This is a genomic window from Nocardia yunnanensis, from assembly GCF_003626895.1.
Taxonomy (GTDB): Bacteria; Actinomycetota; Actinomycetes; order Mycobacteriales; family Mycobacteriaceae; genus Nocardia; species Nocardia yunnanensis.
In genome coordinates this window covers 1,356,164-1,382,038 of the sequence record NZ_CP032568.1, presented here as the reverse complement: position 1 = coordinate 1,382,038, position 25,875 = coordinate 1,356,164, and the positions used below count along the sequence as shown (strand labels likewise).

Below are 25,875 nucleotides of genomic sequence, written 5' to 3'. Positions count from 1 at the left end.
GTGAAAACGTGGTATTTGTGACCAATGTCGGTCCGGACCAGTCGAATCGCCGCCCGCTGGGCGACCATGGCCCTCACCACGGCCCTCACCTCCGCCGCGGCCCTCGGGCTCGGCGGCCTGCCGGCGGGCGCGGATACGCCGGCCAATACCCCGGCGACGCTGCCCGGCGTCACGCTGCCGGATCTGAAGACCGACGACGGCTCGTACATCAAGAGTGTCGCCGCCAAGGACGAGCACACGGTCACCTTCACCGTCTTCTCCGCCGCCATGAACCAGGTCTTCCCGGTCGACGTGCTGCGCCCGCGCGACGCCTCCGCACCCCGGCCCAGCCTCTACCTGCTCAATGGCGCGGGCGGCGGCGAGGACCAGGCGACCTGGCAATTGCGCACCGACGCACTGGATTTCCTGGCCGACAAGAACGTCAATGTGGTGCAGCCGATCGGCGGCGCGTTCACCTGGTACACCGATTGGGTGCAGCCCGACCCGCGGCTCGGGGTCAACAAATGGTCCACCTATCTCGGTAAGGAACTGCCGCCGCTGATGAACGCCGCCCTGGGCGGCAATGGCGTCAACGCCATCGCGGGCATCTCCATGGCCGGCCTGCCCGTGCTGAATTCGGTCATCCAGAATCCCGGCCTGTTCCGCAGCGCGGCCGTGTACAGCGGCTTCTTCCAGACCCTCACGCCGCTCGGGCGGGAATCGATCCGCATGGTCACCGAGATGTACGGCGGCGGCAAGGTCGAGAACATGTGGGGCCCCGACGACGATCCGCTGTGGGCCGCCAACGATCCCACCCTCAATGCCGAGAAACTGCGCGGCACCAACCTTTTCATCTCCACCGGCAACGGCATTCCCGGCGCGTTCGACGTGCCCGGCGCGCGCGGCCGGATGGAGCGCAATCCGGCCGACACCACCAAGACGGTGGCCCTGGGGTCGTTCATCGAGGCGAACGTGGAACTGTCGACCTCGATTCTGCAAACCCGGTTGCAGGCGTTGAACATTCCCGCGACCTTCGAGTTCCGCACCACCGGCACCCACATCTGGGGCTACTGGCAGGACGATCTGAAGGCATCGTGGCCGGTGCTGGCGCAGGGTCTCGACTCCGCCCCGTAACCGCCTACACCGCAGGCGGATTCAGTCGCGCGAAGTCCGGCAGCCGGTAGTACGGGTAGTAGGGGTAGGGCGGCGTGGTGGCGCTCGCCTTGTCCAGCCGGGCGATCTGCTCGGCGTCCAGGCTCCAGCCGACCGCGCCCAGGTTCTGCCGCAACTGGTCCTCGTCGCGGGCGCCGACGAGGACGGTGGCCACGCTGGGCCGCCGCAGCAGCCAGTTCAGGGCGATCTGCGGGACGGTCCGGCCGGTCTCGGCCGCGAGTTCGTCGAGCACGTCGACGACGTCGTAGAGCAACTCGTCGTCGACCGGCGGTCCGGCCTCGGCGGTCTGGTGCAGGCGGCTGCCCGCCGGCAGCGGTCGGCCGCGCCGGATCTTCCCGGTCAGCCGACCCCAGCCGAGCGGGCTCCACACCACCGCGCCGACACCCTGATCCAGACCCACCGGCATGAGCTCGTACTCGTAGTCGCGCCCGACCAGCGAGTAGTAGACCTGATGCGCGACATAGCGCGGGAAGCCGTGCTCGTCCGCGGCGGCAAGGGATTTCATCAGCTGCCAGCCCGCGAAGTTGGAGGCGCCGACGTAGCGGATCTTGCCCGCGCGCACCAGTTCGTCGAGAGCGGCCAGCACCTCCTCGACCGGCGTGCCCGCGTCGAAGGCGTGCAGCTGGAACAGGTCGAGATGGTCGGCGCCGAGCCGGCGCAGCGAACCCTCGACGGCCGAGATCAGCCGGGCGCGACCGGATCCCGCGTCATTGGGGCCGGGACCGGTGGGCAGGGACGCCTTGGTCGAGAGCAGCAATCGGTCGCGGCGGCCCCGGATCGCCTCGCCCAGCACCTCTTCCGACGCACCGTCGGAGTAGACGTCGGCGGTGTCGAACAGGGTGACGCCCGCATCGAGGCTGATGTCCACCAGACGGCGCGCCTGCCGGGCGTCGGTATCGCCCCACGCGGAGAACAGATCGCCGCGGCCGCCGAAGGTGCCCGCACCGAAGCTCAAGGCCGGGACCAGCAGACCGGAATTGCCGAGCCGACGGTATTCCATGATCACCACTCCTAATGGAACTGCAGTTTCATTAACTCGGCCGACGCTACACTCGATCCCACTCAAAGGGAACTGGAGACCCGTTATGAGCCAGGACACCATCGATCCGGACCTGGCGCCCGGATCGGTCCGCCCCGGCGGGCGGACGGCCCGCGTGCGCGCGGCCGTGCTGCGCGCCGCCGGTGATCTGCTCGCCGAAACCGGTTACGCCACCCTCGATCTGGGCGAGGTGGCCGCCCGCGCCGAGGTCGGCAAGACCACGGTCTACCGCCGCTGGCGCACCCCCGCCGGACTGGTCGCCGACCTGCTGGTCGAGATGGCGGAAACCTCACTCCCCCACAGCGATACCGGCAGCCTGCGCGGCGACCTGCTCGAAAACGCCCGCCTGGTCGGCCGCACCCTGACCGACCCGCGCCAGGGCCGCCTCTTCCGCGCCGTCATCGCCGCCGCCACCAGCGACGACACCGCGGCCGCCGCTTTGCGCGCCTTCTACGACACCCGCCTGGCCGAATGGTCGCCTTGCGTCACGGCGGCCATCGCCCGCGGCGAGATCCCGCCCGACACCGACCCGCGCGCGGTTCTCTCCGCCGTCTCCGCGCCCCTGTACTACCGGCTGCTCGCCAGCGGCGACCCGGTGGACGAGGCGGCCGTGGCCGCCGCCGCGACGGCCGCGGCCTTGGCAGCCGAACAGGGCGTATTCACCAGGCCGACAACCCAATCCGCCCGCTGAAGCCACCGCCCGAGGTCGGCAGCGGGCGGAGTGGCAGAGCCCGTACGCGCCACCCCTCGTCGCGCGTACGGGCTCAGGCTTTCGCGATTCAGGCCGACCACGCCGGGTCGCGGCCGGTCAGGCCCAGGACACGGTCGAGGAGCGGGGCCTCGGCGGGGATGTCCACCACCGGGCCGAAGAGACCGGGGATGCCTTCGCGCGGGGTGTCGCGCAGGAAGCCTTGCAGCACGGCGAGATCGGAGGCGGGCGGGGCGTAGGGCGCGCCGATCGCACGGGCCAGATCCCAGCCGTGGATGACCAGCTCGTCGAGCGCGAAGATCGCCATCTGCGAGGCGGGCGCGACCACGCCGCCGACCTCGGTGTCACCGGCCCACGCGGAGGGTTCCCGCCAGGCGGCCGCGAGCGCCTTCAGCTGCGCCGGAATTCGATCGCGCCAGTCGGGAGCGAGCGCGGCGCCCGGGGCCGGGGGCTGCGAGCGGCCGAGCATCTCCTTGGTCGCGCCCTGTCGGAACGCCTCGGTGAAGCCGACGATGTGGGCGAGCAGTGCGCCCACGCTGATGCCCGAGGGCGTGGGCCGGTCGAAGTCCGTATCGGCGACGGCGGTGACGACCGCCTCCACCTCCGCGGCGGCTGTCTCGAGATCGAAGGCCGGTGTGGTCATGGGTCCTCCCGATGCTGTGCGGTGACAACTGGTGAGGACTGCTTGGCGCGTCGAAATTCATCGCCGAGCGAGCGAAACGTGCTTGCAGCGCCGCGTCGCAACCGGTTCGTTAGGCGGGATCAGCGGCGAAAGGCCCTGGTAGGGAGGAGAATTGAGAGATGAAAGGTGATCGCGTGGAGATCGTCGTCGATACCGGCGACGGGTCTCGGAATTACGACATCGTGGCGACCAGGGCGGGCCGCCGCGTCGAAACCAGAATCGCGCGCGGAATCGTCGAAGTCAGCGAAGTGACCAGAACCGGCAGTTCGGTACGCACCGCTCGATTTCTCGCGGGCCGCGTGTTGTCCTTGGTCGAATACCCCGCCGACGATGGGGCGCTGCCCGGCGAGTGACGCCGAGCGGTTGCCCGCGCGCGAAATCGAGGGCATCCTCGGAAGGGTCCGACCGCACTGAAGTGTCCCGACTGCACAGCAGGGAGGAGCAGCAGATGGATCGCATCGACGCAGTGCCCGAGGCCGACTCCGTGGAACAGAGCATCCCCGCCAATCCCGTGGACGCGGTGCTCGATTCCGAGTCCGAGCTCATCGAGGTCCCGTCCGCCGACAGCGGGTTCAACGCCGACGAGGGCGACCTCGTCGAGCAGTCGATCCCCGTCCCCCTGGACGACGAGTACGACGCGGCCGCCGAGTACTGACGACGCCGCGCACGCGCCCGCGCGCCGAAAGCTGCGGGCGGCAATCTAATTCGAAACGCCGGCCCGCACGGTCGCGTGCAGTTCCCGCAGGCTCGACCGTTCGGTCGCGACCTCGAGCACGCGAATGCCGTGCGCGTGCCCGGTGAGTTCGGCCGCCAGCTCCGCCGGGTCGACCTGACGGTGCGGCACCCGGTAGGCCGCGCACAGCGCGGCCAGATCCATGCCGTGCGGGGTGCCGAAAACCCGCTCGAACACGCCCGCGTACTGCGGATCGCCCTGTTCGAGCAGTTCGAAGATGCCGCCGCCGTCATCGTTGGCGACCACGATGGTGAGGTCCTCCGGCCGGGGTTCGCCCGGTCCGATGAGCAGTCCGGACGCGTCGTGCAGGAAGGTCAGATCGCCCATGAGCGCGACGGTCCGGCCCGCGTGCGTGAGGGCCGCGCCGACCGCGGCGGACACGGTGCCGTCGATACCGGCGACGCCGCGGTTGGACAGCACCCGGATACCAGGCCGCGGCTGGGAGACCAGGGCCGCGTCGCGCACCGGATTCGACGCGCCGAGCAGCAGCTGATCGCCCTCGTGCAGGGCGTCCATGACCACCGCCGCCACATGCAGCCCGGTCGGTTTCGGATGTGCGGCCAGCTCGGCCCGCACCACCGAGACCGCCTTCTCGTTCAATGCCGCGCACCGCGCGAGCCACTCCGGCCGCGGCGCACCGTGAATCACCGCGCGCGTCCCCGTGCCCACCACATTGCCGGACACATCGGGCCAGCGCGGACCGGTGGTCAACGCGTACACGGTGACCTCCGGATCGGCCAGCACCCGCGACACCTGCCGATGCAGGGTGGGCCGCCCGGTGATGATGGCCTGCGTGGGTTTCAGCAGCGGCAGCGCCAGCGGATGCAGGGCGGGACCGTGCATGGGCGCGGTCGGCTCGGCCACCGTGGGCAGCGCCGCCAGCTCCGGGCGCTGGCCGGCCCCGTGACCGGAGATGACCACCGTGTCGGGGGTCAGGTCGATATCGAGCGGCACGTCCAGGGTGGCGTATTGCGTTGCGGTCCACGGCCGTTCGCCGGGCCGCCCGGCGGGCAGCGACTCACCGGCGGCCAGGTCCGGGACCAGCGGTTCGCGCAGCGGAATGTCGAAGTGCACCGGCCCGGCATTACCGGAGCGGGTGCCGCGCGCGGCGGCCAGCACCCGGCACACCGCCGAGCGCCACACGCTGTTCTGCGCCGCGTAGCCGCCGCCGGATTCGGTCTCGGCCAGGCCGAGGCTGATGGCGGCACGCACCTGGCTACCGAACAGACCGAACTGCTCGACCGTCTGGTTCGCTCCGGTGCCGAGCATCTCGTAGGGCCGATTGGCCGACAGCACGATCAGCGGCAGCCGCGCGTAGTTCGCTTCCAGTACGGCCGGGCCGAGATTCGCCACGGCGGTGCCGGAGGTCATGACGACCGGGACCGGGCAGCCGCTCGCGGCGGCCAGGCCGACGGCCAGGAATCCCGCGCTGCGTTCGTCGATGCGCATGTGCAGCCGAATCCGGCCCGCCTGGTCCGCCGTCTGTAAAGCGAAGGCCAGCGGCGCGTTTCGCGATCCGGGGCACAGGACCACGTCCCGCACTCCACCGCGCGCGAGCTCGTCGACGATGACGTGCGCCTGTGCTGTCGATGGATTCACACCCCAAGCCTCTCAGACAGCGGGCCGGGGCGCTGCGTCGACCCGCTCACACCTATGCTCGAAAGTTAGGCTTTGCTAACCTAAGCCAATGGCGAAGCGCAGCAAGTATGTCAAGCCCGAACACCGCGAGGTCCTCGGCGCGGAAGTCCTGGCCAGCAAACGAATCAGCCCCAATTTCGTCCGCGTCACCCTCGGCGGGACGGGCCTGAGCGGCTTCACCGCCATGGGGTACGACCAGTGGTTCCGGCTGTTCATGCCCGGCCGCGACGGCAGCCTGAAGCTGCCCACCTCGGCCGGCAGTCTCGGCTGGTACGCGCAGTACCTCATGATGGGCAAGGAGCATCGGCCGCTGACGCGCAACTACACCGTGCGCGACTATCGGGCCGCCGGTTTCGGGGAGTTCGGCAGCACGGCGGAGATCGATATCGACTTCGTGTCGCACGGCGACGACAGCCCGGCCTCGGCATGGGCGAACAACGCCACCCCCGGCAGCCAGGTCGGGCTGCTGGACGAGGGCATCATGTATCAGGCCCCGGAGCAGATGGAGTCGACCCTGCTGGTCGGCGACGAGAGCGCGCTGCCGGCCATCGCGGGCGTGCTGCGCTCACTGCCGCGCGAGACCACGGGCGCGGCGTATATCGAGATTCCGTCGGCCGAGGACAAGCAGGAGCTGAACGAACCGGCGGGCGTTCGGGTGAATTGGCTGGTGCGCACCGATGCGCACGGCGAGGTGGGGGCGCTGGCCGCCGCGGCGGTGCGCGAGGCGGACCTGCCCGGCACGGGCGTCTACGCCTTCGTCGCGGGTGAGCAGAAGCTGGCCGCGGGCGTGCGGCGGTATCTGGCGCAGGAGCGCGAAATCCCCAAAGCGGACATCACTTTCACCGGTTACTGGCGAGTCGGCAAGTCCCAGGGCTGAATTCGGCCGCGTATTTCCCGGCGGAGGGGAAGCGACCCTGTTCGCGGCCCCTCGCCGGGCCGCGAACCGGTCGGTTTCGATCGATCAGCCGGCGTGCTTCTGCACCAGCTGGCCCAGGCGCGGAAGCGCCTCGACGACATGCTTCTTCGCCGACGAACGCATGGAGTTGTAGACCTTGGTCAAGGCCGGACGCGAGGAGGCCTCGGCCCGCGCGTCGGTCACCGACAGCAGCGCGTCGGCGACCTCGTCCTGCTTGGCGACCAGCAGATCGGCGAACGACGACGCGCCACCGTTCTGGTACTCGGCCCAGTAGGGCTCGAGCTGCTCGACGAACTTGGGCGCGAACGACGACAGCGCATCGCCCACGATCGACGGGCTGACCTTCTTGATCGCGGCGTAGCCGCCCTTGACGACGAGGCCCGACGCGCCGCCCTTGTCCGACACCTCCTCGTCCAGAACCTTCTCGGCGTCGGCGATGAAGGCCGGACGCTTGGCGTCATCGAGCAGGGATTCAGACAGTGCTGCAACCACTTTCAGGTTCCTCCGGATAGTTTTTCGATGAACGAGCGCACGCAACTATACGCATCGGCTTCCCCGCACACACGATGCCAACGTGCCGCTACTGCCACAGCAGCAACAGCACTGTAAAGCACCCGCAATCGATTGGCAGCGTTTCACTTTCGCCTACCGCTGGGTACTCATTCCCGGAAGGCCATGAGCAAACGATCGATCAAGCCCTCTGGCAATCACACCGGCTAACGATCAGCCTCCTTGCCGGATGGCCGAATTCCGCCGCCGAACCGCGGTGGGCCTGCACCGCGGCGGAAAGCGGAACAGTATGTTCGGAGCCGTGACCTTCAATGCGACGCTGTGGCGGCCCGTCCCGGGATTCGAGAACCTGACCGACATCACGTACCACCGGCACATCGAGCAGGGCACCGTGCGGATCGCCTTCGATCGTCCCGAGGTGCGCAATGCCTTCCGGCCGCACACCGTCGACGAGCTCTACCGCGCCCTCGACCACGCCCGCATGACCGCAGACGTCGGCGCGGTGCTGCTCACCGGCAACGGACCCAGCCCCAAGGACGGCGGCTGGGCCTTCTGCTCCGGCGGCGACCAGCGCATTCGCGGGCGCAGCGGCTACCAGTACGCCAGCGGCGAGACCGCCGACACCGTGGACGTGGCGCGCGCCGGGCGACTGCACATTCTCGAGGTGCAGCGGCTCATCCGATTCATGCCGAAGGTGGTGATCGCGCTGGTGAACGGCTGGGCCGCGGGCGGCGGCCACAGCCTGCACGTCACCTGCGACCTCACCCTCGCCTCGCGCGAGCACGCCCGGTTCAAGCAGACCGACGCCGACGTGGGCAGCTTCGACGCCGGCTACGGCAGCGCCTACCTGGCGAAGATGGTGGGGCAGAAGTTCGCTCGCGAGATCTTCTTCCTCGGGCGCCCCTACACCGCCGAGGAGATGCATCAGATGGGCGCGGTCAACGCGGTCGTGGATCACGAGCAGCTCGAGGACGTGGCGCTGGAGTGGACCGCCGACATTCTCGGCAAGTCGCCGCAGGCCATCCGGATGCTGAAGTACGCCTTCAACCTCCAGGACGACGGACTGGTCGGTCAGCAGCTCTTCGCCGGGGAGGCCACGCGCCTGGCCTACATGACCGACGAGGCGGTCGAGGGCCGCGACGCCTTCCTCGAGAAGCGCGAACCCGACTGGAAGCCGTACCCCTGGTATTTCTGACCCCGGCGCGTAGCTAACGGCGAGCTGCCATGCTGCACTCATGGAGATACTGAGCAGTCGGGTCATCCTGCGGCCCGGCGACTACGAGCGGACGCTGGGGTTCTACCGGGATGCCCTCGGGTTGGCCATCGCGCGTGAGTATCCGGGTGGGACGGTCTTTTTCGCGGGGCAGTCGCTGATCGAGGTGGCCGGGCACGGGCGGGCCGACGAGGCGCCCGCCGGGTTCTCGGGGGCCATCTGGTTGCAGGTGCGTGATTGTGGCGACACCGCCGCGGAACTCGCGCTGCGGGGTGTCGCGATCGATCGCGCGCCGCGGCAGGAGCCGTGGGGGCTGATCGAGATGTGGGTGCGCGATCCCGACGGGGTGCCGATCGTGTTCGTGCAGATTCCGGCGAATCACCCGATCCGACGGGACATTCGGGGCGATTGAGCGTTTCCGGGACGTTCGCGGCTCGGACCGCGGACGCTCCTTAGCACGTGGACGAGTGTGAAACGCGTCGGGGGGCACCGGTTAACAGCGCGCAAAAGGTATAGCGCAGACTGATCGGTGTGTCTGCCGAACTGCTCGTTCTGCTGATCGTTGTTTGCACAGCCTTGGCATTCGACTTCACCAACGGATTCCACGACACCGCGAACGCGATGGCCACCTCCATCGCGACCGGTGCGCTCCGTCCGCGTACCGCCGTACTCCTGTCCGGAGCGCTGAATCTGCTGGGCGCCTTCCTCAGCGTCGCCGTCGCCGCGACCGTCGCCGAGGGCATCGTGGACCTGTCGGAGGTGAGCGGACGGGCCCTGCTCGACATCGTCTTCGCCGGTCTCGTCGGCGGCATCCTGTGGAATCTGTTCACCTGGCTGCTGGGTCTGCCCTCCAGCTCCTCGCACGCCCTGTTCGGCGGCCTCATCGGCTCCACCATCGCGGCGCTGGGCTGGCACGGCGTCATCTGGACCGCGGGCAGCAAGGGCGTGCTCGCCAAGATCATCGTGCCGGCCCTGCTGTCGCCGGTGGTGGCCGCGCTGGTCGCCGCCATCGCCTCCTGGGTGGTGTATCGGATCACCCAGCGCAGCAACGAGAAATCCGTCTCCCGCGGCTTCCGCTACGGGCAGATCGGCACCGCCTCCCTGGTCTCGCTGGCGCACGGCACCAATGACGCGCAGAAGACCATGGGCATCATCTTCCTGGCGCTGATCGCGCACGGCTCGGCCAAGGCCACCGATCAGATCCCGCTGTGGGTGATCGTGGCCTGCGCCATCGCCATGGCCGCGGGCACCTGCCTGGGCGGCTGGCGCATCATCCGGACCCTGGGCAAGGGCCTGGTCGACATCGCGCCGCCGCAGGGCTTCGCCGCCGAATCCACCAGTGCCGCGATCATTCTCACCTCGGCCCACTTCGGCCTGCCGCTGTCCACCACCCAGGTGGTGACCGGATCGATCCTCGGTTCCGGCCTCGGCCGGCCCGGCGCGGAGGTGCGCTGGGGCGTGCTGGGCCGCATGGTGGTGGCCTGGGTGCTGACGCTGCCGCTGGCCGGTCTGGTCGGCGCGCTGTGCTGGGCCATCCTGCACGGCGTCGGCGGCACCGCCGGGATCCTCGTGGTGCTGGCGCTGCTGATCGCCATGTCCGCGCTGATCTGGTTCCGCTCCAAGCGCGCGGTCGTGAACTCGCACAACGTCACCGACGACTGGGACGGCGCCGGACCGGGCACCCCGGAAACCCCGGCGCACCACCACGCGGCGCGCCGCACGGACGACAACGTCGGAATCGGTTAGGAGACCGCGATGCACACCCTGCTGCACAACCTCTCCGACCTGTGGCGAGTCATGCTGGCCGCGTTGATCTTCGGGGCCGGCCTGCCGACCGTCTTCGCGCTCGGCATCCGCTGGCGCGGCCAGGTCGACGACGGCGCCACCGGCGGCGCCCGCACCGGCGCACTGGTGGCGTCCTCGCTGTGCTTCGCGGTTGTCATGATCGCGGTGGTGACCGGTGTGCTGTTCATCGCACGCGGGTTCCTGGCCGCCCGACTCGGAATTCACCTGCTCGGCGCGTGACGCCGCCTCATCGAAAGGCACGCTCGTGAGCACCCCCGCACAACCGAACCAGCCCGCCGCACCGCCCCCGAATCCGCCGCCCCCGACCCCGCCGCCGGCGCGCACCAATGTGCTGCAGAAGGTGCTGGACTGGCTCAAAGCCGGATACCCGCAGGGCATTCCGCAGTCGGACTATGTGGCGCTGCTGGCGGTGCTGCACCGCAGGCTCACCGACTACGAGGTGCACCTGGTGGTGGAGGAACTGGTCCGCGACCGGATGGCGGCCGCCGACATCGAGCGCACCGACATCGAGCGCACGGACATCGAGGCGGCCATTGCCCGAGTTGCCAAGGAGCAGCCCGGCGAGGACGATATCGCTCGGGTGGCCTCCAGGCTCGCAGCCGGTGGATGGCCGCTGGCGACACCGACGTCCGACTGAACTCCTACGAGACCCGCAGTTATCGACAGACCGGGCGCCGACCCCTCCGCGCGCCGCCACCCCACGGAATGACACGATCGCGAACGTGAGCAATACCCTCCGAATTCTTCCCATGCCGACCGGCGCCGCGGTGGGCGAAGTATTGCCGCACCTCCGAGAAGCCTTGGAGGGCAACGGCCCCGCCTGGCTCCCGGTCCCCACCGCCGACCGTCGCGAAACCCAGCGGCTCAGCGGCAGCCTGCGGCCCGGCGAGGAGATCGACGACGAGGTGGCCCTGGTGGTCACCACCTCCGGCACCACCGGAAATCCCAAGGGCGCCATGCTCACCGCCGCCAACCTGCGGGCCAGCGGCGACGCCACCCACGAGCGGCTGGGCGGTCCCGGCCAGTGGCTGCTGGCCCTGCCGACCCATCACATCGCGGGCATCCAGGTGCTGTTGCGCAGCATTCTGGCGGGCACCGAACCGGTCATGCTCGACGTCTCCGGCGGCTTCCTGCCCGAGGCCCTGGTCGGCGCAATCGCGGGTATGCGCGGACCGCGCCGCTACACCTCGCTGGTCCCGACTCAGCTCATCAAGGCCCTCGACGAGCCCGCCGCCACCGCGGCGCTGGCCGATCTGGACGGTGTGCTGGTCGGCGGGGCCGCCACCCCGAAACCCGTGCTGGACCGGGCCCGCGCGGCCGGAATCGAGATCTTCCGGACCTACGGCATGAGCGAGACCTGCGGCGGCTGCGTGTACGAGGGAGTACCGCTGGCGGGCACCGAGGTACGCATCGAGGAGGGCCGGGTGGTGCTGGGCGGCGACATGGTCGCCAAGGGCTACCGCAACCTCCCCGACCACCCGGCCTTCGCCGAGCCCGGCTGGTTCCGCACCGAGGACGCCGGCCATTTCGAGAACGGCGTGCTCACCATCACCGGCCGTCTCGACGAGGCCATCATGACCGGCGGCCTGCTGGTCATCCCGCAGGTGGTCGAGGCGGTGCTCATCACCCATCCGGCGGTGTCCGAATGCGTGGTGCTGGGTCTGCCGGACGAACGGCTGGGCCAGCGGGTCGCCACCGCCATCGTCGCGGCCCCGGGCGCGACCGCCCCCACCCTCGACGAACTGCGCGAGCACGTGGTCGCCGAGCTCGACGCCATCGCCGCCCCGCGCGAACTGGCTGTGCTGGACGAACTCCCGCTGCGCGGCCCGGGCAAGCCCGACCGGGCGAAACTGCGTCAGCTGCTGGCCGCCGCACCGCACTGAGCGCTGTCGGCCACACCGAGCGCTGTCGGCCACACCGAGCGCTGTCGCCGCGCTTGCGCTGGTGACGCAATCGCCGTGCAAGGCGGGCGCAAGGGGGCCACCGCATGGTTGTCCCATGACTTCTTACACACCTGCTGAGACTCTCGCCATCGAGGCGGACGGCTTGGTCAAGGTCTTCGGGGAGCAGCGAGCCGTCGACGGCGTGAGCCTCGCGGTGCCGCGGGGGGCTGTCTACGGAGTGCTGGGACCCAATGGGGCCGGCAAGACCACCACCATCCGCATGCTCGCGACCCTGCTGCGACCCGACGGCGGCAGCGCCCGCATCTTCGGTCGCGACGTGCAGGCCGAACCGACCGCGGTGCGCTCGCTGATCGGCGTGACCGGCCAGTACGCGTCGGTCGACGAAAAGCTCACGGCCAGCGAGAACTTGATCATCTTCTCCCGCCTGCTGGGCCTGTCCAAGACGCAGTCGCGCACCAAGGCCGCCGAACTGCTCGAGGAGTTCGGCCTGACCGAGGCCGCCGACAAGGCGCTGGAGAACTTCTCCGGCGGTATGCGCCGGCGCCTGGATCTGGCGGCCAGCCTGATCTCGCGCCCGCCGCTGCTGTTCCTGGACGAACCGACCACCGGCCTGGACCCGCGCACCCGCGCCCAGATGTGGGACACCATCCGGCGGCTGGTGCGGGAGGGGTCCACCGTGCTGCTCACCACGCAGTACCTGGACGAGGCCGACCAACTGGCCGACCGGATCGCGGTCATCGACCGCGGCAAGGTCATCGCCGACGGCACCTCCGATGAACTCAAGTCCTCGGTCGGGCTGTCGGCGTTGCAGCTGACGCTCGCCGACCGCAACCGTATCGAGGCGGCCCGGAACCTGGTGGGCGAGATGCTCTCCCGCGCGGCGGGCCGCACCGTCGAGGCCACCATCACCCCCGAGGCGGGCCGCATCACCGCGCCCCTGCCCGATCCCAGCATCACCACCGACATTCTGATCCGGTTGCGCGAGAACGACATCCGGGTCGACGAGATCAACGTCGCCAAGCCGAGCCTGGACGAAGTCTTCTTCGCGCTCACCGGCCACGGCGCCGAGGACGACACCGAGACCGATTCCGAACGGAGCGCGGCATGACCACGACACTCACCGCACCCAGCGTGCCCGCGGCCACGGCCGCGCCCATTGCCGATGTCAGCAACCACATTCCGCTGCGGCAGACGATGGCGAACTCGCTCACCATGGCCTATCGCGGGATTCTCAAGCTCAAGCACAATCCCGAGCAGCTGTTCGACGTCACCGTGCAGCCGATCCTGTTCACTGCGCTGTTCGCCTACATCTTCGGTGGGGCGATCGGCGGCAATGTGCACGACTACCTGCCTGTCCTGATCCCCGGCATTCTGGTGCAGACGGTGGTGCTGACCTCCGTCGTGACCGGCACGCAGCTGCGAGAGGACATGGACAAGGGCGTGTTCGATCGCTTCAAATCCCTTCCCATCGCTCGCATTTCGGCGCTGGCGGGCGCGCTCGTCGCCGATATGGTCCGCTACGGGCTGGCCACCGTGCTCACCTTGGGCATGGGCCTGCTGCTGGGTTACCGTCCGGCAGGCGGCGTCGTCGGTGTGCTCGTCGCCGGCGTGGTCGTGGTGTTCTGCTCGTTCGCGGTGAGCTGGATCTGGGCCCTGGTCGGCATCACCGGCAAGAGCGCGGCCTCGGTGCAGGGCATCTCGATGATGATCATGTTCCCGCTGACTTTCATGTCCGGTGCGTTCGCCCAGGTGTCGACCATGCCGGGCTGGCTGCAGGGCATCGACAAGGCCAACCCGATCTACTACATGGTCAATGCCGCGCGAGAGCTCATGAACGGCAATGTCTACAGCTCCAACCTGCTGTGGTCGCTGGTCGGCTCGGTCGTGGTGATCGCGATCTTCGCCCCGCTGGCGGTGAAAGCGTACATGCGGCGCGCCTGACGCGTCGCGACTCGCCCCGCGATCGAGAACGCCCGCTCATCGAAATTCGATGGGCGGGCGTTCTGTTATGGTCGGGTCGGTGAATCCGACCCCCGCCCTCCGCGACCGAATGCGCATTCGGTCGAATCGGTGTGCGCTGTTGGTGGCCGTCGTGATTGTCATGGGCCTCATTGCCGCGGTCGCGGGATGGGGTTCGTCACAGCGGGATTCGCCGCTCGTGGCGGGCGCGCCGGTGTCCGCCGGCACACCGCCGCAGGTCAGCGCGGATTCCGGGCATCCGGCAGTGGATCCCGCACCGGTCTGCCGCAAGCAGGAGACGCCCGCCCCGATCCCGGCCGGGACGCTCGCGACACCGCCCCGGGTGCTCGGCGATCAACTCGTCGCCGACTGTGTCGGCCTCGTTCCGGAATTCCGGCATTCCCAGCAGATTTCGATCGGAAAGCAACCGCGCGCGCCCACTCTTCCGGTGGCGGCCCCGCATTTGACGACCGTGCTGATCATTTAGAGCTCCTGAATGATCAGCACCTTTTCGTCATTCTCGATGCAGCCGTTGAGGAGTACACGCATGTCCCGGAAACCCCAATCCCGGAAGTCCCAATCCCGGAAACCTCGGAATTCGAACGCTAGAAAGACTTTCGCCGCACTCGCCCTCGTCGCGGCCGTCGGCCTGCTGGCCATCGCCGCGGTGCAGATGCTGGGCGACGACAAGAAGCCCGCGAAGAACACCGCCGCCGCGACCGAGACCAATCCCGCCTACGCGCAGCTGGCCAAGATGGCCCGCCGTGACGCCCACGACCCGCTGGCCCTGGGGCGCGCGGACGCCCCGGTCGTACTCGTCGAGTACTCCGACTTCCAATGCCCGTTCTGCAAGGTCTTCGCCACCAAGGTCGAGCCGCGGCTGATCGCCGACTACGTCGACCAGGGCGTGCTGCGAATCGAGTGGCGCAGCATGGCGATTTTCGGCGCGGAGTCCGAGGACGCGTCCCGCGCCGCGTGGGCGGCCGGACAGCAGGGCAAGTTCTGGGAGTACCACCGGGCGCTGTTCGAGCACGCGCCGGAGAAGAAGAACACCGGTGCGTTCACCCGCGACAAGCTCGTCGAATTGGCCGGGGCCGCAGGCGTTCCCGATGTCGGGAAGTTCCGCGCCGACCTGGAATCCCCCGCCGCCACCGCGGCCGTGCGGTCGGATGTCAACGAGGGCATCGGCATCGGCGTGAACTCGACCCCCGCGTTCCTGGTCAACGGCCGCCCGATCCTGGGCGCGCAGCCGCTCGAGCAGTTCCGCGCCACCATCGACGCCGCCGCCAAGGCCGCCGAACGGGACTCGGAATGACCGGCGGCATCGGCTTCTTCGCCGCCTTCCTGGGCGGACTGCTGGCCCTGCTGAGTCCCTGCAGCGCGTTGCTGCTGCCGAGTTTCTTCGCCTACTCCTTCGAGAATCAGGGCCGGCTGCTGGCCCGGACCGGCGTCTTCTACCTGGGCCTGTGCACCACGCTGGTGCCGTTGGGCGCGGCGGGTTCGCTGGCGGGACGGCTGCTGGTCGGGCATCGGGACCTATTGATCGCGATCGGCGGCTGGACCATCATCGCGCTGGGCTGCGCTCAGATCCTCGGCCGCGGTTTCGCTTTCGGCTTCGCGCAGCGGGCCGCCGCCCGGCAGGGACGTCCCGAGCAGACCGGCGCGGTGTATCTGCTGGGCCTGGTCTACGGGCTGGCCGGTTTCTGCGCGGGCCCGATCCTGGGCTCGATTCTGGCGGTGGCCGCCGTCGGCGGGTCGCCGGTGCGCGGCGGGCTGCTGCTGGCGGTCTACGCCCTGGGTCTGGCGGCCCCGCTGTTCGTGCTGGCGTCGCTGTGGGACCGCTTCGAGCTGGGCCGGCGGAAGTGGCTGCGCGGCCGCACCTTCCGGCTCGGCCGCGTCGAACTGCACACCACCTCGGTGCTGTCGGGCCTGTTCTTCGTCGCCCTGGGCGCCCTGTTGCTGGTCTTCGACGGCACCGCGTCGCTGCCCGGAATCCTCAGCGCGGACACCGAATTTGCGCTGGAGACCCGGGTGCGGCAGGTCGGCGACCTGGTCTCGAACGCCACGGTGGCGTTGATCCTGGCCGCGCTCGCCCTGGGCGCGCTCGCCTGGCGGCTGCTGGCCGGCGGGCGGGACGACGGCTCAGAGGGTGCCGCTGATGACGGCGAGGTGTCCCAGGATTCGGTTGGCCGCCTGACGACGTCCCAGGCCCGCGACTGATTCCAGCGCGGCGGTGAGCCGGTCGGCGCCGAGCCGATCCCGGTGCAGTTCGAGTTGCCGCCGCCACTGCATCGACGGATAGTCCTGTCGCCCGAATACCCTGGGCGACAGGGCGATCAGTTCCGCACCGCGCTCGAGATGCTGCCCGGTGGCCAGCAGATAGGTACCGACCGCGCAGCTCATGGCGCCGATCTGGGGCAGGTCCCAGAACTGTCCGCCCAACACCTCGATAGCGGCGGCGACCAGCTCTGAGACGTGGTGGCGCACCAACTCCGCGCGACCGTGCAGCACGTGGGCGTCGATGGCGGCGGAGACGTAGATGAAGGTCGCGGGCCCCGGCATGCCGAGATCGTGCGGCCAGTTCATCAGGGCGGGCACCTGCCGGAACCGGCGCAGCCCGGTCTCGATATCCCCTTCGGCCAGTTCGATCTCCGACAGCGCGGCGGCGACGGCGGCGAGCCGATGGTTGGCTTTGGTGACCACGGCGTCGGCCGGCAGCTCACCCACCACCTCGAGGGTGGGCTCGAGCGCCGCCCGGGCCGCGGCGGGCTGCCCGACACCCGCGAGCGTGATCGCCAGCAGCGCACGGACTTCCACCGCCTCGTCGCGGGCGCGCATTTTCTCGAGCAGGTCGACGGCCTGCCGGTAGTAGCCGACCGCCCGCTCGTAATGCGCGGACTGGCCGTGCATGCTGCCGAGATGCTGGGTCGTCATGGCGGTGCCCCAGGTGTCGCGGCGATCGGTGAGCGTCAGGGCGGTCTCGGCGTCCTTGATCGAGCGGTACACCATGCCGTCGTTCTCACACAGGTTGGCGCGCAACAGCAATGCCGCCAACTGGATCTGCTCGTCGTGTGATCGCACGCCCGCGCTCAGTCGCCGGGCCAGCTGCACGGTGGTGCGCGGCCCGGTGGCCAGGCCGCCGAGATAGCGCGTGACCGGGCTCATGGGCGCGCCCGAGGCCAGCACCCGGCGGATGGTGGTCCGCACCCGGGCCAGCTCGCGCAGGTTGGCGCTGCCGAAGGTCAGATGCATGCCGAGCATCAGCTGGCCGTAGACGCACAGATCGGTTTCGTCGGAGGCGGCCGGGTAGGTGACCGGCGGCAGCGCGAGAATGCGCGGTGCCCAGCTGATCAGTTCGGCGTGCGCGCCGCGCAGCATCCACAGTCCGGCCAGGATCGGGAACACCGTGTGCACGATCTCGCGGTCGCGCCGCTCCAGCGCGTAGCGCAGCAAGGCGGTCAGGTTGTCGGCCTCCGCGCCGAGACCCAGCAGCGCGGGCAGTTGTTCGTCGGTGTGGTAGCGGCGCGCGGTCTCCACCGCGAATTCCTTGCCCCACTGCGCCATTCGGCCCATGACCAGCTCGATCTCACCGGCGCCGGCCAGTTGCTCCTCACCGAATTCCCGGACCGTCTCGAGCATGCGGTAGCGGGTGCCGCCCGTCTCGTCCTCCAGCACCGCCAGCAGCGACTGGCTCACCAGGCCGTCCAGCGCCATGGCCGGATCGTCGATATCGGGTCCGGACAACAGGTGTCCGGCGGCCTCCAGGGTGAATCCGGCCGGGAACCGGCACAGCCGGCGCAGCGCCACCCGCTGCGGTTCGTCCAGCAGATTCCAGCTCCATTCGATCACCGCGTGCAGGGTGCGATGCCGCTGCGGCGAACTGCGATCCCCGCTGCGCAGCAGGGCGAAGCGGTGATCGAGCCGGGAGTCGATCTCCTCCACGCTCATGGTGCGCACCCGCGCGGCCGCCAGCTCGATGGCCAGCGGCAGCCCGTCGAGGGTGCGGCACAGCCGGGCCACCACCTCGGGATCCAGCCGCACCGAGGGCCGCACCGCCCGGGCGCGCGCCTCGAACAGATCGGTGGCGGGCGAACCGGCCGCGTCGATCGTCAACGGCGGCAAGGGATAGACGGTCTCGGCGGTGATCTCCAGGGGGGCGCGGCTGGTGGTCAGGACGGTCAGCTGATCGCTCACCCCCACCAGGTCCGCGACCACCTCGGCCACCGGTTCGATGAGATGCTCGCAGTTGTCGAGGATCAGCAGGGTCGGCTTCGCACCCAGGATCTCGCGCACTTTCTGGCGCAGGTCGCGGCTCTGCTTCTGGGCCAGCATCCGGGTCTCCCACACCACGTCGGCGACCCCGAGCGTGGCCGCGATGGCCGTCTCGATCTCGAAGCGGGTATCGGCCGAACCCTCGGCGTCCGCGCGCAGCGAGGCCAATTCGACCAGTGTCACCGCGGTCTCGTGGGCCATCCGCGCACCCAGTTCGTTGGCGATCCGGGTCTTGCCGGTGCCGCCGGGACCGAGCACGGTGACCACCCGCGAGGTCCGCAGGAGCTGCTCCAATACGGACAGGTCACTTTCGCGGCCCAGCAGCGGGTTCGGCGCGGCCCGCAGACCGATCGCATTCTCCCCCACCGACTCTCGGGCCTCGGCGGCACGATTGGAACCGCCCGTGTCGCCCGCGGGTCGCGTCCGTACCGGCCCGCCCAAGACGGAGATGTGCGAATTGCCTTGCGTGCGTAGAGCTTCGGGCCCGACGCGGCCTTCGATCGAGTTGGATTGCCCGCCCGCAGCGGGACCGCCGTCAGGGAAGCCGCCCTGACCCGCGCCGGGCACCACGGACAGCGCCCGCTCCGCCACCACTGCGCCGGAACCGTCGAGGGCACCATCGCGGCGGGCAGAAGATGTACCGGATCCCGAATTACCCTGTGCGCCATTGCCGCTCGGCCGCGCCGCCTGCCCGGGCAACGGTTCCCCGCGCAGAATCGCGGTGTTCAACGCCACCAGCGCCGGGCCCGGGTTCGCGCCGAGCTGATCGACCAGCCGGGTGCGCAGGGTGGCGAAGACGTCGAGGGCCTCGTTGGTGCGGCCCGCGGTCGCGAGCAGGCGCATGAGGGTGGCGTGGGCGGGCTCGTCGAACGGATCGGCCACCACCGCCTGCTGCGCGAGTTCGATGGCGGCGGGCAGATCGCCGACGGCCTCGCGGGCGCTCAGTTCGAGGAGGTCGAGGGCGCGGCGGCGGGTGGCGGCGAGGGCGGCGAGTTCCTCGGCGACCGGACCGGGCGGCAGATCGGCGGCGGGCTCACCGCGCCACAGGGCGCGCGCGGCGGCCACCAGTTCCAGGCCCGCCCGGTGGTCCCCGGCGTTGTGCGCCTGGCGCGCTTGCCTTTCCAGCTGCTGGGCCAGGGTCAGGTCGACCTGGTCGGGGCTCAGCAGCAGCCGGTAGCCGGCCGGGCCGATCTCCAGCGCGCCGTCGGGCAGCGCCGACCGTAGTCGTGAGACCTGGGTGTGCAGCGCGTTCATCGGCGCGCGCGGCGGCTGCTCGCCCCAGATATCGTCGATCAGCGCCTGCGCGCCGCGGCTGCGCCCGGGATGGGTGGCCAGCGCCGCCACCAGCAGCCGGGCGCGGGCGCCGGGTACGGCGGCGAGCGCACCGTCGCGGCGTAGCGCGATCTCGCCCAGCAAGGCCACCAGGGTCGAGTCGCCCACGTCCGCCACCCGCGCGCTTCCCGTGCTCGAACTGCCGTTTTCCGAATTCATTCCTTGCCAATCGTAGGTGAGCCATCGGGTCGATGCCGGAGGTGTCCGAGTCGATGCCGGAGGTGTCCGAAGGCCGCGCTGCGAGTTCCCGCGACTGGGGTCGGACCCGGTCTACCGGATCCGCACGGCCCGGTTCAACAGGTTTTGCGAGCTTGGGTTCGCCGGGCGAGCGCACGGCCTACTCTCATTGCCATGGCCGAATTCGACATTCACCGGGAAACGGTCATCAAGGCCGATCCCGCGCAGGTGCAGGCACTCATCGACGACTTCCACCAGTGGCGCAAATGGTCGCCCTGGGAGGACACCGACCCGAGCATGGAACGCGTCTACAGCGGCGCGGACCGCGGCATCGGGGCCCACTACTCCTGGAACGGCAATCGCAAGGCCGGCCGCGGCGAGATGGAGATCACCGCCGCCACCGCCGACTCGATCGGCATCCGCTTGAACTTCGAGAAGCCGTTCAAGGCCAGCAATCAGGTCACCTTCGAATTCCGCCCCGCGGGCGACACCACCGAGGTGACCTGGCGCATGACCGGTCAGCGGCAGGGGCTGATGGCGATCATCGGGAAGCTGGTCCCGATGGATCGACTGGTGGGCAAGGACTTCGAGAAGGGACTGGCCCAGCTCAAGGCCGCCGCCGAGGCCTGATCGCGGCGCGGCCGCACCGATCGCGCCCTCCGGCCCTGGGCGGGCGCGGGCGCCGCGGTGCGCACTAGGCTGCGGTGCATGGCTACAGCAGCGCAGTGGATCGAGGGCGCGCGGCCGCGCACCCTGCCCAACGCCATCGCCCCGGTGCTGGCGGGCACGGGGGCCGCCGCCTCGATCGGGGGGTTCGTCTGGTGGAAAGCGGTACTGTGCCTGCTGCTTTCGGTCTCGCTCATCATCGGCGTGAACTACGCCAACGACTATTCCGACGGCATTCGCGGCACCGATGACGAGCGGGTCGGCCCGCTGCGCCTGGTCGGCGCCAAGCTCGCCGCGCCGGCAGCCGTACGCAATGCCGCCGTCGGCTGCCTTGCGCTCGGCGCGATCATCGGCCTGGTCCTGGTGGCCACCAGCGCCTGGTGGCTGATCCTGGTGGGCGCGGCCTGCCTGGCCGGGGCGTGGTTCTACACCGGCGGCCGGAACCCGTACGGCTACAGCGGTTTCGGTGAGATCGCGGTGTTCGTGTTCTTCGGCCTGGTGGCGGTGCTGGGCACCGAGTTCGTGCAGGCCGGGCGGGTGGAGTGGGCCGGGCTGGCCTGCGCGGTGGCGGTGGGTTCGTTCTCCAGCGCGGTGCTGGTCACCAACAATCTGCGCGACATCCCGACCGACACCGAATCCGGCAAGCTGACGCTGGCCGTGCGCCTGGGCGACACGCGCACCCGCACACTGCATGTCGTGCTGCTGGCGGTGCCTTTCCTGGCCAGTCTCGCCCTGGTGGCCCGCACCCCGTGGGCGCTGGCCGGGCTGATCGCCCTGCCGCTGGCGCTCAAGGCCAACGAGCCGGTGCGGTCCGGCAAGAACGGGCCGGGTCTGATTCCCGCCCTCGCCGGAACCGGTCTGGCGATGCTGGTCTGGTCGGTGCTGACCGCTGTCGCGCTGACGATCTCGGGGCTGTAGCCCTAGTCCTCGTCGGGGACGAGCACCCCCAGCACCCAGTTCACCAGCGAGATGATGATGCCGCCGAGCACGGCCGCCCAGAATCCGTCCACGCGCAGGCCGTAATCCGTGGTGCCGGTGATCTTCGCGGTCAGCCACAGCATGAGCGCGTTGATCACCAGCAGGAACAGGCCGAGCGACACCACGATGAAGGGGAACGAGAGCACCTTCACGATCGGCTTCACCAGCGCGTTCACCAGGGCGAACACGACGGTGATGGCGGCGATCACCAGCAGCTTGCTCTGGGTGGTGTCCTCGGGGGTCTTGATCTCGATGCCGGTCACCCAGGCGGCCGCCAGCCAGATGGCCACGCCGTTGATCAGCAGACGTATCAGGAGCGTCATGCCCCGATCGTAGGGCGTGCGCCACGCGGAAGCCGGACATGGCGGTCGGCGGGTGACGGGCCCGGTTCAGGCCGCGCGGCCCAGATAGCCGGTCACCGCGGCGCGCAGGGTCGCCACGGCGGCGTCGTCGCCGAGCAGGCGACGGGTGACCTCGTTCGGCGCGCGCAGCACGGCCAGCATCAGGTGCCCGGCCTCGATGCGGTCGTCGCCGCGGGTGAGCGCCTCGCGCAGCGACAGCTCCACGATCTTCTTGGACTCCTTGGTGAACGGAATGTGGCCGCGCGGACCGCCTTCCGCACCCCAGTACTTGGCCCAGCGGGATTTCTCGGCGGGCACGGCCGCCTGCTCGAGGGCGTTCTCCCCGAAGGTGGCCTCCAGGCTCTCGCGCACGGCGTCCAGGTCGATGCCGATGGACCGCAGGGCCGCCGCGTCCTCGGCGCCCAGCGGTTCACCACTTCGCTTGCGCGCCAATGCCGCTCGGACCCCGTCGGCGGTGAGACCGTGTGCCTCGAGGATTTCTCGCAACCCCGCGTCGGGGCTGTCGAGCAGGCCCAGCAGCATGTGCTCGACCTCGATGGTCGACGAGCACAGATCCCGCGCCTCCTCCTGGGACATCACGACCGCGTGCCGGGCCGCCTTGGCGAATCGTTCGAACATCAGCGGATACCGCCCTTCCGGTTGTACTTCTGGTGGACCGCCTGCCGGCTGACCTCGAGCGCGTCGGCGATGGCCTGCCAGGACCAGCCCTGATTGCGGGCATTGCCGACCTGGATGGCCTCGAGTCGCTCGAGCAGCCGACGCAGGGCGAGGACCGCGCGGAGACCGACCTGGGGGTCGGGGCTGCCGGCGGCGGCCGCCAGAGTCGTTGCTTCACTCATGAGTGTCAATTTACGTTGACACTCGGGGCATGTCAACGAAAATTGACACGTGCGGAAAAGTGTTCGCCGGAGGGGTCGTCAGCGGCCCGAATCGTTAAGCCCTGTTGACACCAAAACGGGGTCTAAAAACCGACCGGTTCTCCCGAAAGAAGCTGTCCAAGCTAACGATTCGACCACTGCAAAGCCATTACAGCAAATTAGTAGCAATCAGGACGAGGCGTGATCAACGGTCATCGGCGGAGTGCCGTGCCGTGCGTAAACTAGCCCGACCAAGTACCGGTGGCGATGAATTCGGTGAGCACCGCGGCGGGCTCGGCCAAGCTCAGCCCCTGGTCGGCAACCCATTCGTCATTGAAATAGGTTCCGGCATAACGGTCTCCGCCATCGCACAGCAGGGTCACCACACTGCCGGTACGGTTCTCCGCCATCAGGTCGGCAATCAGGGCAAACGCACCCCACAGGTTGGTTCCCGTGGAACCGCCGACCCGCCGCCCGAGCACCTCGCTCGCATGGCGCGCGGTCGCCACCGAGGCCGCGTCCGGCACCTCGATCATGCAGTCCACCACGCTCGGCACGAACGACGGCTCCACCCGCGGGCGGCCGATTCCCTCGATGCGCGAAGGCATTCCGGTCTCGTAGCCGAGGTCGTCGACCTCGTAGCCGCCATAGAAGGCGGAATTCTCCGGATCCACCACGGCCAGCCGGGTCGCGTGCCGCTTGTAGCGCAGGTAGCGGCCGATGGTCGCGCTGGTGCCGCCGGTGCCCGCGCCCACCACCACCCACTCCGGGACCGGATGGGTCTCCAGGGCCATCTGCTGGAAGATGGATTCGGCGATGTTGTTGTTGCCGCGCCAGTCGGTGGCGCGCTCGGCATTGGTGAACTGGTCCATGTAGTGGCCGCCGGTCTCGGCCGCCAATCGCGCTGCCTCGGTATAGATGTCGGGGGCCCGCTCGACCAGATGGCAGCGGCCGCCCTGCGCCTCGATCAGCGCCAGCTTCTCCGGCGAGGTCTTGGCCGGCACCACGGCCACGAAGTCCAGGCCCAGCATCCGGGCGAAATAGGCCTCGCTGATGGCCGTCGAGCCGGAGGAGGCTTCCACCACCGTGGTGCCCTCCGTGACCCAACCGTTGCAGATCGCATAAAGGAACAGTGATCTGGCCAGGCGGTGCTTGAGACTGCCTGTCGGATGGGTGGATTCGTCCTTCAGGTAGAGCTGAACGCCCCACTCGGCGGGCAGCGGGTAGCGCAGCAAATGCGTGTCGGCGCTGCGCTGGGTGTCGGCGTCGATGAGCCGGACGGCATTGTCGACCCAGGCCCGGGGCGCGCTGCGATCGCAGCGCTTCATCGCTCGTCCTTGCCCTGCAGCCGCGACATCAACTGCTCGCGCTCCTGGCGGCGCTTGGCGTCCACGGCGGCGATGTCCCGATTCACCTGGGAGCGCAGCTTCTTGAACAGCACCAGCGACAGCGGCATGGCGATGAGCAGGGCGAACAGCATGGCCACCAGCAGCGGGACGGCGAGGTGCACGAGGGCGCCCACCCCGAGGATGACCGCGGTGATGACGGCGACCAGCCCGAGCCGGGCCAGCGTGTAGAGGGCGAAACTTCGGGCCAGGCGGCGGCCCGCGCCTTCGGTCGGGGTTGCGTCACTCACGCGTCCCAGGGTAGGTGACCGCGTTTCGTCCGCCTCCGGTGGCCCGGACCGGGCGATCGCTGGAGATTCGCTGCGTCTGGATCAAACGTGACCGTAAACACATAACGGATATCCGTTTTGTCTATTACTTCCCCTTTACCAAAGCGAGACCGTTCGAACACCCGGGGGTGACAGTGCAACGATGTCGCTACTGATGAGGGATCTGTCGAAACGGAAAGGTTTGCGAATGACTGCGTTCACCGCGCCGAGCCGCGCATTGGGTTCCGTCTCCGGCCAGGACACCTTGCTTACCCCTGGCCAAGTCGCTGCCCTGTTCCACGTCGATCCGAAGACCGTGACCCGCTGGGCTCACGCAGGTCGGCTCGGCTCCCTGCGGACGCCGGGCGGTCACCGCCGGTTCCGCGAATCCGAAGTCATGCAACTCCTGCGGTCCCTCACCACCGAGGCCCGCGTGTAACACCTATTCAGTTCCCGGATCTACCGCTTTTCACGGATTACCGCACGTTCACGTGCCGCGGGTACGCACTCGGATTACCCTCGTTAGTCAGGAGGTGAGCGACGTGGCGTACCTGTTGGCGCTCATTGCGGTGGTGGCCATCGCGATGCTGTGCTGGAAGGCTTTCGGTCCCCAGCGATCGGCCGGCACCGGCCCAGCACCCGGTCGGCGCAACCGCATCATCGGTCCAGAAGACGATCCGGATTTCCTCGCCAAGCTCTCGCGAGAGCATCGCGACGGCGAATCCGGCTGATTCACCCGAAGCTCGCCGAGCAGATAGCTATATAGGCAGATGTGACCGTCCCCCGGGGATCCGCGCCAGCGCTCCCCGGGGGACGCGTCGTTCCCGCCCCGGCCTCTCAGGCGAAAACCACCTCGGGAACGGTCGCCATCAGCGCCTCCCACTCCGGATACGCGGCGACCTTCCGCCGATGCAACGCCTCGATCTTCGCGCCCAGCTCCGGATCCGGATCGTCCGAAAGATCCGGCCCGATCACCAGTTTCGCGAAATGCGGCACGATCTCCGGATCCCCGGCCAGATGCACCGGATCGTGGAGATACCGCTCGAGGGCGTCGAGGTCGGCGATCCCCACGCAGTACGCGTGGGTGAGGCCGTCGGCCGGATCACCCAGGTTCTGCCCGACGGTCGAGAAATTCACCGACTCCACCGCGGCCGTGCGACGCATGGCCGCCAGCACCGCGTCGCGCTGCGCGTCGGTCGTCTCCTCCCGGAACCGGAACCGCAGGACGTGCACGATCATGCCAACTCCTCCTTTGAACCAGCTGGTTCATTTATCGATACCAGCTGGACAAAGTAGAACCGATTGAACCGGCGAGT

General features: G+C 69.2%; 31 protein-coding genes. 20 read left to right on the top strand and 11 right to left on the bottom strand.

Annotated features, from left to right (window positions below; genetic code table 11):
* The first annotated feature begins 24 nt into the window (after nucleotides 1–24).
* Nucleotides 25–1,113, top strand: coding sequence for an alpha/beta hydrolase (locus D7D52_RS06600; protein ID WP_120735508.1), 1,089 nt, complete (start codon nucleotides 25–27; stop codon nucleotides 1,111–1,113).
* Between the two features lie 4 nt (nucleotides 1,114–1,117).
* On the opposite strand, the gene D7D52_RS06595 is transcribed toward D7D52_RS06600, so the two are convergent.
* Nucleotides 1,118–2,152, bottom strand: a complete 1,035-nt coding sequence (locus D7D52_RS06595) for an aldo/keto reductase (RefSeq protein WP_120743870.1) — start codon at nucleotides 2,150–2,152, stop codon at nucleotides 1,118–1,120.
* Between the two features lie 85 nt (nucleotides 2,153–2,237).
* On the opposite strand from D7D52_RS06595, the gene D7D52_RS06590 reads away from it, so the two are divergent.
* Entirely contained in the window at nucleotides 2,238–2,882 is a 645-nt protein-coding gene (locus D7D52_RS06590) for a TetR/AcrR family transcriptional regulator (RefSeq protein WP_120735507.1), read from the top strand.
* An 88-nt stretch (nucleotides 2,883–2,970) separates the two neighbouring features.
* Here the strand turns inward: D7D52_RS06590 and D7D52_RS06585 are convergent, their stop codons facing one another.
* On the bottom strand, nucleotides 2,971–3,543 hold the full coding sequence (locus D7D52_RS06585; protein ID WP_120735506.1) for a TIGR03086 family metal-binding protein: 573 nt from the start codon (nucleotides 3,541–3,543) through the stop codon (nucleotides 2,971–2,973).
* A 158-nt stretch (nucleotides 3,544–3,701) separates the two neighbouring features.
* Here D7D52_RS06585 and D7D52_RS06580 point away from each other — a divergent pair, with 158 nt between their 5' ends.
* Entirely contained in the window at nucleotides 3,702–3,935 is a 234-nt protein-coding gene (locus tag D7D52_RS06580) for a hypothetical protein (RefSeq protein ID WP_120735505.1), read from the top strand.
* A 95-nt stretch (nucleotides 3,936–4,030) separates the two neighbouring features.
* A complete protein-coding gene (locus D7D52_RS06575; protein ID WP_120735504.1) occupies nucleotides 4,031–4,237 on the top strand; it encodes a hypothetical protein in 207 nt (68 codons plus the stop codon).
* A 45-nt stretch (nucleotides 4,238–4,282) separates the two neighbouring features.
* Here the strand turns inward: D7D52_RS06575 and menD are convergent, their stop codons facing one another.
* Entirely contained in the window at nucleotides 4,283–5,914 is a 1,632-nt protein-coding gene (gene menD / locus D7D52_RS06570; protein WP_120735503.1) for a 2-succinyl-5-enolpyruvyl-6-hydroxy-3-cyclohexene-1-carboxylic-acid synthase, read from the bottom strand.
* A gap of 88 nt (nucleotides 5,915–6,002) precedes the next feature.
* Here menD and D7D52_RS06565 point away from each other — a divergent pair, with 88 nt between their 5' ends.
* Nucleotides 6,003–6,830 carry a siderophore-interacting protein gene (locus tag D7D52_RS06565; RefSeq protein ID WP_120735502.1) on the top strand — a complete coding sequence of 276 codons (828 nt, stop codon included), beginning with the start codon at nucleotides 6,003–6,005 and terminating at the stop codon, nucleotides 6,828–6,830.
* Nucleotides 6,831–6,914: 84 nt separating this feature from the next.
* Here the strand turns inward: D7D52_RS06565 and D7D52_RS06560 are convergent, their stop codons facing one another.
* Nucleotides 6,915–7,361, bottom strand: a complete 447-nt coding sequence (locus tag D7D52_RS06560) for a DUF6918 family protein (protein WP_120735501.1) — start codon at nucleotides 7,359–7,361, stop codon at nucleotides 6,915–6,917.
* A 319-nt stretch (nucleotides 7,362–7,680) separates the two neighbouring features.
* Between D7D52_RS06560 and D7D52_RS06555 the strand changes: the two genes are divergently transcribed.
* The 11 genes from D7D52_RS06555 to D7D52_RS06505 all read left to right on the top strand — a co-directional run bounded on the left by D7D52_RS06555 (nucleotide 7,681) and on the right by D7D52_RS06505 (nucleotide 16,481).
* Nucleotides 7,681–8,574: a 1,4-dihydroxy-2-naphthoyl-CoA synthase gene (locus tag D7D52_RS06555; protein ID WP_120743869.1), complete on the top strand. Its 894-nt coding sequence runs from the start codon at nucleotides 7,681–7,683 to the stop codon at nucleotides 8,572–8,574.
* Nucleotides 8,575–8,614: 40 nt separating this feature from the next.
* Nucleotides 8,615–9,004 (top strand): VOC family protein, encoded by a 390-nt coding sequence (locus D7D52_RS06550; protein ID WP_120735500.1) that lies wholly within the window; start codon nucleotides 8,615–8,617, stop codon nucleotides 9,002–9,004.
* Nucleotides 9,005–9,123: 119 nt separating this feature from the next.
* Nucleotides 9,124–10,338 (top strand): inorganic phosphate transporter, encoded by a 1,215-nt coding sequence (locus D7D52_RS06545; protein WP_120735499.1) that lies wholly within the window; start codon nucleotides 9,124–9,126, stop codon nucleotides 10,336–10,338.
* Between the two features lie 9 nt (nucleotides 10,339–10,347).
* Nucleotides 10,348–10,617 (top strand): hypothetical protein, encoded by a 270-nt coding sequence (locus D7D52_RS06540; protein WP_120735498.1) that lies wholly within the window; start codon nucleotides 10,348–10,350, stop codon nucleotides 10,615–10,617.
* 25 nt (nucleotides 10,618–10,642) lie between these two features.
* A complete protein-coding gene (locus D7D52_RS06535; protein WP_120735497.1) occupies nucleotides 10,643–11,035 on the top strand; it encodes a DUF3349 domain-containing protein in 393 nt (130 codons plus the stop codon).
* Nucleotides 11,036–11,147: 112 nt separating this feature from the next.
* Nucleotides 11,148–12,281 (top strand): o-succinylbenzoate--CoA ligase, encoded by a 1,134-nt coding sequence (menE, locus tag D7D52_RS06530; RefSeq protein WP_120735496.1) that lies wholly within the window; start codon nucleotides 11,148–11,150, stop codon nucleotides 12,279–12,281.
* Between the two features lie 115 nt (nucleotides 12,282–12,396).
* Nucleotides 12,397–13,410, top strand: coding sequence for an ATP-binding cassette domain-containing protein (locus tag D7D52_RS06525; RefSeq protein ID WP_120735495.1), 1,014 nt, complete (start codon nucleotides 12,397–12,399; stop codon nucleotides 13,408–13,410).
* Nucleotides 13,407–14,243, top strand: a complete 837-nt coding sequence (locus D7D52_RS06520; RefSeq protein ID WP_120735494.1) for an ABC transporter permease — start codon at nucleotides 13,407–13,409, stop codon at nucleotides 14,241–14,243. Before D7D52_RS06525 ends, D7D52_RS06520 begins: the two co-directional genes overlap by 4 nt.
* 79 nt (nucleotides 14,244–14,322) lie before the next feature.
* Nucleotides 14,323–14,748, top strand: a complete 426-nt coding sequence (locus D7D52_RS06515) for a hypothetical protein (RefSeq protein WP_162958180.1) — start codon at nucleotides 14,323–14,325, stop codon at nucleotides 14,746–14,748.
* Nucleotides 14,749–14,808: 60 nt separating this feature from the next.
* A complete protein-coding gene (locus D7D52_RS06510; protein WP_120735492.1) occupies nucleotides 14,809–15,576 on the top strand; it encodes a DsbA family protein in 768 nt (255 codons plus the stop codon).
* Nucleotides 15,573–16,481 (top strand): cytochrome c biogenesis CcdA family protein, encoded by a 909-nt coding sequence (locus D7D52_RS06505; protein WP_120735491.1) that lies wholly within the window; start codon nucleotides 15,573–15,575, stop codon nucleotides 16,479–16,481. The genes D7D52_RS06510 and D7D52_RS06505 overlap by 4 nt, the downstream gene beginning before the upstream one ends.
* Here the strand turns inward: D7D52_RS06505 and D7D52_RS37575 are convergent.
* Nucleotides 16,404–20,024 carry an AfsR/SARP family transcriptional regulator gene (locus D7D52_RS37575; protein WP_162958179.1) on the bottom strand — a complete coding sequence of 1,207 codons (3,621 nt, stop codon included), beginning with the start codon at nucleotides 20,022–20,024 and terminating at the stop codon, nucleotides 16,404–16,406. The two genes, D7D52_RS06505 and D7D52_RS37575, sit on opposite strands and share 78 nt — an antisense overlap.
* Nucleotides 20,025–20,216: 192 nt before the next feature.
* Between D7D52_RS37575 and D7D52_RS06495 the strand changes: the two genes are divergently transcribed.
* Both D7D52_RS06495 and D7D52_RS06490 read left to right on the top strand, forming a co-directional pair.
* On the top strand, nucleotides 20,217–20,672 hold the full coding sequence (locus D7D52_RS06495; protein WP_120735490.1) for an SRPBCC family protein: 456 nt from the start codon (nucleotides 20,217–20,219) through the stop codon (nucleotides 20,670–20,672).
* A gap of 78 nt (nucleotides 20,673–20,750) precedes the next feature.
* Nucleotides 20,751–21,626: a 1,4-dihydroxy-2-naphthoate polyprenyltransferase gene (locus tag D7D52_RS06490; RefSeq protein WP_120735489.1), complete on the top strand. Its 876-nt coding sequence runs from the start codon at nucleotides 20,751–20,753 to the stop codon at nucleotides 21,624–21,626.
* Nucleotides 21,627–21,628: 2 nt separating this feature from the next.
* On the opposite strand, the gene D7D52_RS06485 is transcribed toward D7D52_RS06490, so the two are convergent.
* The 5 genes from D7D52_RS06485 to D7D52_RS06465 all read right to left on the bottom strand — a co-directional run bounded on the left by D7D52_RS06485 (nucleotide 21,629) and on the right by D7D52_RS06465 (nucleotide 24,541).
* Nucleotides 21,629–22,009, bottom strand: a complete 381-nt coding sequence (locus tag D7D52_RS06485; protein WP_120735488.1) for a phage holin family protein — start codon at nucleotides 22,007–22,009, stop codon at nucleotides 21,629–21,631.
* 66 nt (nucleotides 22,010–22,075) lie between these two features.
* On the bottom strand, nucleotides 22,076–22,666 hold the full coding sequence (locus tag D7D52_RS06480) for a Clp protease N-terminal domain-containing protein (protein ID WP_120735487.1): 591 nt from the start codon (nucleotides 22,664–22,666) through the stop codon (nucleotides 22,076–22,078).
* Nucleotides 22,666–22,887 (bottom strand): helix-turn-helix domain-containing protein, encoded by a 222-nt coding sequence (locus D7D52_RS06475; protein WP_120735486.1) that lies wholly within the window; start codon nucleotides 22,885–22,887, stop codon nucleotides 22,666–22,668. Before D7D52_RS06475 ends, D7D52_RS06480 begins: the two co-directional genes overlap by 1 nt.
* A 260-nt stretch (nucleotides 22,888–23,147) precedes the next feature.
* Complete coding sequence (cds1, locus tag D7D52_RS06470) at nucleotides 23,148–24,233, bottom strand: L-cysteine desulfhydrase Cds1 (RefSeq protein ID WP_120735485.1); 1,086 nt, start codon at nucleotides 24,231–24,233, stop codon at nucleotides 23,148–23,150.
* Nucleotides 24,230–24,541, bottom strand: coding sequence for a DUF4229 domain-containing protein (locus tag D7D52_RS06465; RefSeq protein ID WP_162958178.1), 312 nt, complete (start codon nucleotides 24,539–24,541; stop codon nucleotides 24,230–24,232). Before D7D52_RS06465 ends, cds1 begins: the two co-directional genes overlap by 4 nt.
* Nucleotides 24,542–24,767: 226 nt before the next feature.
* On the opposite strand from D7D52_RS06465, the gene D7D52_RS06460 reads away from it, so the two are divergent.
* Both D7D52_RS06460 and D7D52_RS06455 read left to right on the top strand, forming a co-directional pair.
* Nucleotides 24,768–24,998, top strand: a complete 231-nt coding sequence (locus D7D52_RS06460; protein ID WP_120743867.1) for a BldC family transcriptional regulator — start codon at nucleotides 24,768–24,770, stop codon at nucleotides 24,996–24,998.
* 103 nt (nucleotides 24,999–25,101) lie between these two features.
* On the top strand, nucleotides 25,102–25,290 hold the full coding sequence (locus D7D52_RS06455) for a hypothetical protein (protein ID WP_120743866.1): 189 nt from the start codon (nucleotides 25,102–25,104) through the stop codon (nucleotides 25,288–25,290).
* A 106-nt stretch (nucleotides 25,291–25,396) separates the two neighbouring features.
* Here D7D52_RS06455 and D7D52_RS06450 read toward each other — a convergent pair whose 3' ends face one another.
* Nucleotides 25,397–25,798: a Dabb family protein gene (locus tag D7D52_RS06450; RefSeq protein WP_120735484.1), complete on the bottom strand. Its 402-nt coding sequence runs from the start codon at nucleotides 25,796–25,798 to the stop codon at nucleotides 25,397–25,399.
* Nucleotides 25,799–25,875: the final 77 nt, after the last annotated feature.